This window comes from Mesorhizobium sp. M1142, from assembly GCF_040318565.1.
Lineage (GTDB): Bacteria > Pseudomonadota > Alphaproteobacteria > Rhizobiales > Rhizobiaceae > Mesorhizobium.
The window spans coordinates 1-6,176 of sequence record NZ_JAMYMK010000054.1 but is presented as its reverse complement, the minus strand read 5'-3'; the positions used below and the strand labels follow the sequence as shown (position 1 = coordinate 6,176).

The 6,176-nt window shown below is 60.7% G+C and carries 2 protein-coding genes and 4 pseudogenes; 3 read left to right on the top strand and 3 right to left on the bottom strand.

Translation table 11 applies throughout. The annotated features are described in order from the left end of the window. A pseudogene (locus tag NKH42_RS30815) lies at window positions 1-203 on the bottom strand (IS110 family RNA-guided transposase); the annotation flags it as partial. A gap of 247 nt (window positions 204-450) precedes the next feature. Between NKH42_RS30815 and NKH42_RS30810 the strand changes: the two are divergent. Continuing rightward, window positions 451-606: pseudogene (locus NKH42_RS30810) on the top strand (transposase); the annotation flags it as partial. A 4-nt stretch (window positions 607-610) separates the two neighbouring features. After that, window positions 611-1,060 (top strand): annotated as a pseudogene (locus NKH42_RS30805) (MFS transporter); the annotation flags it as partial. A 48-nt stretch (window positions 1,061-1,108) separates the two neighbouring features. Here NKH42_RS30805 and NKH42_RS30800 read toward each other — a convergent pair. Then, window positions 1,109-2,389 carry an NAD(P)/FAD-dependent oxidoreductase gene (locus tag NKH42_RS30800; protein ID WP_352974819.1) on the bottom strand — a complete coding sequence of 427 codons (1,281 nt, stop codon included), beginning with the start codon at window positions 2,387-2,389 and terminating at the stop codon, window positions 1,109-1,111. Between the two features lie 591 nt (window positions 2,390-2,980). Between NKH42_RS30800 and NKH42_RS30795 the strand changes: the two are divergent. Then, window positions 2,981-3,092, top strand: a pseudogene (locus NKH42_RS30795) (IS110 family transposase); the annotation flags it as partial. 289 nt (window positions 3,093-3,381) lie between these two features. Here the strand turns inward: NKH42_RS30795 and NKH42_RS30790 are convergent. Further along, complete coding sequence (locus tag NKH42_RS30790; RefSeq protein ID WP_352974817.1) at window positions 3,382-4,671, bottom strand: ATP-grasp domain-containing protein; 1,290 nt, start codon at window positions 4,669-4,671, stop codon at window positions 3,382-3,384. Window positions 4,672-6,176: the final 1,505 nt, after the last annotated feature.

The following is a 6,176-nucleotide window of genomic DNA, read 5'->3' as shown; positions in this document are numbered from 1 at the left end:
TAGGGCGACAGAACCCGCACCACCGCCATGGCGTTGCCCGTGGCCTCGACGACAACCTCATCCGTCCGTCGCAAACTGCGGCCGAACCCTTCCAGTCCCGAGCGGGTCATGTCGACCCGTCCGTGATGGCGCAGCCGGCCGTCTTCCCAAACCACCACCTCCGCAAAGGTGCGGTGGATGTCCATTCCAATCACACGTCTCATCGGCTCCCTCTCCTCAAACAGTCGGGAGCCGGCGGGCGACGCGACACCTACGGATCCGCGCTCTCGGCGCAACCGGCCAGGTCGCAGGGGCGGCCAGCTACTAACGCGAGCTCGCAGCTCATCGAATACATCGGCCTGCCCGCACTTGGCGTGCTCCCGGTGCCCCTGTCCCGGATGGTCGCACCATACGCCGAAAATCGCTCATCTCCAGCGGGGATCGGATGGCACCGTCATGATCATACCGGTTACCAACCCGATCGAGCGCCTCAACGGCGAGATCAAGCGGCGCACCGAGGTCATCGGCATCTTCCCAAATGATGACGCCATCGTCCGCCTGGTTGGCGCGATCTTGCTCGAACAGAACGACGAATGGGCCGTGCAGCGCGCCAGATACATGACGCTCGTGTGGAGGCCACAACGGCTTCCTGAGGCGGATCACGTCTCAAAACAGGCTGGTGGCCTTCGCCTCTGTCGCTTGTGCGGTCTGTTGCCTCTCGCTGGCCCTTACATCGTCGGTCGCTGTGGCGGCGATTTCGCTGGCACTGGGCGGAGCGGGTTGGCTCATCACCTGGGCGGGCATTGACGTGTCGGTGCAGCTGGCAAGCCCAAGGTGGGTTGTTGGCCGCACGCTCTCTATCTACTACGCCTTGAGCGCCGGCGGTATGGCTGCGGGCAGCTGGATCTGGGGTTCTGTCGCACAGGAGTACTCTCTGACATGGGCTTTGGAAGGCGCCGCAATAGCCCTGGTGCTGGTCGCAGCTGCGGGAATAGTGTTGCCGGTGCGGCCTTGGGAAGAGACCGATCAAGAAAGTTCCGGTTTTCAACCGCCGGGACTGGCGCTCGATCTGAAACGAAGGAGACACCGTTATCTATCTAAACATCCGGCAGTGGCGCCCGCGACGGGATCAGCGCGCCGGCGGCAGATGCGCGATCTGCGCGCCGAGCTCATAGTATCCCTCTCTGATGGCCCGGAACGGGGCGTTCTGCGCCGGGGACACTGGCAGGAACATCCCATCGAGCGGCAGCTCGCCGCTGATATGGCGGGCGAGCTCGCGGCCGAACACCGTACCCGGCGCGATACCTCGTCCGTTGAAGCCCGTCAGCGCGATCATGTTTTCCGCTGGGATATGAAGGCGGGGCAGATGGTCGGTCGTCATGCCGATCCGACCGTACCACTCATGCTCCAGCTCGACCTCACCGATCTGCGGGAAGAGCGCCCGGATACGCCGCCGCGCCCAGTGGCGATGGATCATGGTTCCGGTGCCGCGGAGCGCGCCGACGCTGCCGACGATGAGGCGGCCGGCATTGTCTGTGCGAAAGGCGGTCAGCACGGTGCGGGTGTCCCACGCGCCGTGCCCCTCGGGCAGGATCGTGTGGCGAAGTCTGTGGCTCAGCGGCGCAGTCGCGACATGGAAGACGGGCAGCACCACTTGCTCGCCACGCAGCTCAGGAAGGATGCGCGAGGTGTAGGTGTCGGTCGAAAGAACCGCCCACTTGGCCCGGACGCTCCCTCTTTGCGTGGCGAGCCGCCAGACGCCGCCCTCGCGCGCGATGTGCTCGACCGGGCTCGCCGTGAAGACGGTCGCGCCGGCGGCAATCGCTGCGCCAGCGAGGCCGCGCACATAGGCGAGCGGCTGGATCGTCCCGGCACGGAGGTCGAGGAGGCCTGCGGCGAAGGCCGAGGTGCCTGTCTTGGCACGGGTCTCCCCGGCATCGAGGATGTGCACCGGGGCGCCGAGCGCCTGCCACTGTCGGGCTCGCTCCACGATCTCGGCGACGCCCTTCTTATCGGCTCCGCAGTGGATCGTGCCGACCCGCTTCAGCTCGCACCGCAAGTTGTGCTTGTCGACAATCTCGAAGACGGTGCGTGGGGAATCGCGCAGCAAATTAAGCAAACGTCCGCCATAGACCGGACCGAGCGTCTCCTTGAGCGCCGAGGGCATCGCCCAGAGGCCCGCATTCACCAACCCGGTGCTCCGCCCGGCGGCGCCAAAACCAATCTCGACTGCCTCGATCACGACAGCGTCCAGGCCCCGTTCGGCCAGGTGCAGCGCAGTGGACAACCCGGTGTAGCCGGCGCCGACGATCGCTACATCGGCAACGAGGTCGCCCCCCAGCCTCTCCGTTGCAGGCGGCGGCGGAGCTGTCCGCTCCCAAAGCCCATGCGACCGACGATTGTTCAGCATTCTTTCCCCTCCCACCCTCTCATCTTCAAAGTTCCCTGCCCTAGCAGCGACACGGACGCGCTCTAACCATTTTCGCGGCCCAAAGGGCCATTACCTACTTTGCAAGGCCGTTTACAAACGGCGGTACCGAGGGATCGACGAACACTTGCGCGGTCGTACTTTCTGCCTCACACACTGCCGCCATAGAGAAAAATCGCGCGATCGGACACTTCCGGCGCGAATTCCATTTCCTGCGTGACAATCAGCGTTGTCCTCCTCTCATCCGCAAGGGTGCGCATAACCTTGAGAACTTCGCCTACCAAATCGTCCAGCGCGATCCTCGGATGCCTGGGCTTTGGCGACGACAGAATTCAAGCCTCCAAGAAGTCTTGGGGATTAGCTACTAAGGTAGAAACTCCGATTGAAAGTGCTCCCTCATCGGCTCGAAATTATGATGGAAGGGGGTATACAGAGGCGATCCTCTCATTGCGGATACCCAAGCTGCTGCCGCGCGCCAAAGCGGAGCGGGTTAGATCCTAATGCGGATCCTCAACGGCGGTCGCGAAGGAGGTTGCGGTGAATACGCCGTCTCGCTGTTTCGGCCCTTGACTCGGCCTGAAGACCCGGCGGTATCAATCGAGAGAAGTCGATTATGATGGCCATCCCCCGACGCCGTGATCGTCATTTCCGAGGACTTCCCTACGAAGGGGCGACGGTCATCCTGCGTCCAGTTGGGCCGAACTCGATACCCCTCCACGCAGCGCAGGGCGAGCCGCCTCACCGAATGAGGCGAGCCTGCAACTAGCGTTGGATTAGCCTGGTTTACAAGACAGGCAGGATTCGACGAGCTTCCTGCTTGACACCACGTCGTTCGGATTGCGCTGGCCAACGTGAACCGCATCCCACTTCAAAAAATCAGCTGATCGGGAATCCTCACGGACGGCCAAAGGACCCCATTGACCTGCATCAGTCTCCTTCTCTGGATTGCACCAATGTTCGGCGACATCACAGCTCTACCTGACGCCACCTCCGCACGTTCTAGGAGGTACGGGGACCACCGATTGTTCCTGTTCGCCAAGGGCAGAAAACGGCATGATCGACCAATCGATCAAGGCTACGGCATGCTGAAGTAACGCGTCGGTCTGGGCGCGGCTCGGCGAACCGGCGATGACGTGACCAATCGTGTCTCGGTAATCGCCTTTCTTGACGATAGGTGTCTTGGGTTGAACATAGAATTTGACCTCGGCGACACCTTCCACGGCAGCCGCCCGATTGTCACCATCGATCCAGTCGATGATGCCATCGCGATCAGGGAGTAGGAACCGCGCGCCCGCAGTAAGCGAACGCCTTCTGCGCAAATCCCATTCGTCGCCGATCACAAGTTTAATGTGTTCGGTGATGAGATCGACACCATAAGCTAACTTAACCATTTGAGGACCGGGCGCGCCTGCAAGACGCGGATTGACCTCGATGACGACTGGGCCACGCTTCGTCCAGCGGAATCCGATGTTCGTTGGTCCCCAGCCAAGGTCGAGAGCTTGCAAACAGCTCAGCGAAACGTCGGCGACACGCTCCTGCTGGTCGTCAGTCAGCACAGCCGGATAGGTGCACTCACGATGGACAAAATGCGGTGGACCGCCGAAGTCAGCGGTGCCAATTCCAATGACCTCATCTCCCATTATGTCGGCCCAATAATAGGGCCCTTGTGCGAATTCTTCGACCAGTATCCTGGGCGAAGACCGCCATTTGTGCTTCCCGCCCAACAGATGGATCGTATGTTCGGCTAATTCATCGACGTTGCGGCACAATCGGACACCGCTGCTGCCGCTGCCGACAGCTGGCTTAAGAATCACCGGGAGGTTGATTTCCGCGGCACAGCTTTCTACGTCCGCGGCATTGGCTGCTAAGCGATAAGCGGGCATTGGAACGCCGGCCTCCGCGAGGAGCTGACGTTGCACGAATTTGTCGCAGCATCGTTCAATGGATGTGGGGTTCGGTCCTGGCAGATCGAAGGACCGGCAGAGCTTGGCAATTGTCGCATAGGCCAACTCGTCGAGGCCTGTAAAGCCAGTAATGCCAGCAATGTCGTAGGTTGCACGCATCCGGGAGCATTCGCAGATCAGCGCATCGAGATTGTCGGAATCGACACGGATTGCCTCTATGCCTTCCGCCGCAAGATAGTCGTACTGGGCTGGATCAGCCGACAGGGTAATTGGATGAAGGCCAAGACGCTTGGCCGCTTTAACGTATAGCAGTCCGATACTCCTGTTACCTTCAATCAGGATGAGCGCTCTTTTTGCCATTGGCGTCGACCTCCGTAGTGTGCTGTGCTACGGGCTCAGCGTAAACAGGCGTCGACTTGTTAATCGCGCCGGACCTCAGCCCAGGGGGAAGCTACCATTCTCTGCGATCTGATCTCGCAAAGATTCTGTGAAGATATCTGAAGGACTTATTGCAGTGTTGGTCACCCGCGGCTGGAATCTGGGTGCCCTCGCAGGAGGATTGGCAATGTGAGTTGGCGTAGTCTCCGGGATGTCAAACCTCGAATCATCCCGTCCTTTTTGCCGGACAAGAGACTACGCCATTACTAGGAGTATCATGAAGGTGGAAGCTATGAGGCGACGAGGTATCTCTTCGACAACTGTTTGATCTGGGCTGCGCGAGCGGGGTGCGGCTTCACCGCTTAAGACCAGCAAAGCGGCGCTCGCCCCTCCCATTATGGCCCGCAGCCCGGTGGCGCGGTGATGAGACCACCGCTGCGGCCGGCCACAGCCACGACCGCCGGACGCGAACTTAGACAGGACCTTCAACACCACCGAGATCAAGGCTTGGCGTTCGGCCTCGATGTCAACGAGGACAAGACGGTGGAAAGGAGGGGCAAGGCTCTGCGCTCCTATCAGGGCCCACGAGGCCGCCGACGCACCGATCGCGTCAAACTACCTGGCAGGCATGAACACGCGATGCGCCCATCGTGCGCTTGCCGCCAAGCAGGCTCGCCGACGCGCCGATTTATTGGGTTGATGTAAACCTAAACTAACACAAACACTACATCATAGCTTAATGAAAATGTCGTGGCACGTTTCGTGTTGAAACCCCATACTTACTTCAAAAGCTTTAGAAAGCGGCGTGCAGGACATGGCGGGAAGCTCCGACAACGCCACGGGCGCCCCCTAGGCAATATGTCGGTCGGAAATCTGGCCCGCGCAGTGGCAACGGTTGCTCGCTGCGCGATCACCGAGGCTTCCCGGCGCGTGACACGCAAACGGCTTCCGCGATTGCGGCGACGAGGTATCGACCTCATCTCGGTCGGATGGCTGGCGCGCAGCCGCGCTGATTCTGGACGTCGGGCTGTATGTGCCGGTGACCGGAACATCTGCACGCATTGAACTGATGGAGAGGGAATGAAAGGAATACCCGGGTCGGAGCTGCGTACCGTGACAGTATCCTCTCCTGAGGCAGGGCGCCGTTTCCAGCGCGTCGGCGATCGAGGTGTTGATTTAGCGCCACCAGCAATCGTCGCCTTTTGTGCCTAGGCAGCGAGAGAACGCGGGTTCCCCGCGTCGACAGGAGGGTGGTTCATGCAAAGCGCACATTCATTCGCAATACTTTCAGGAGCGCTGGGCGGTCCGTCTCCGGCGTCTGGATAATGCACCCCGTGGGCGTCTCGCCAGTTAGCCTCGTGGCTAGCCGATCGACCTGCTCGCGCTTAAGGGCTCTCGATCCAGATCGTTTGGAGGTATGGCAATGGATGTCACAACGCAACTCATTAGGCATGTTCTCAATTCCAATCTGGAGGCGATACCTGAGC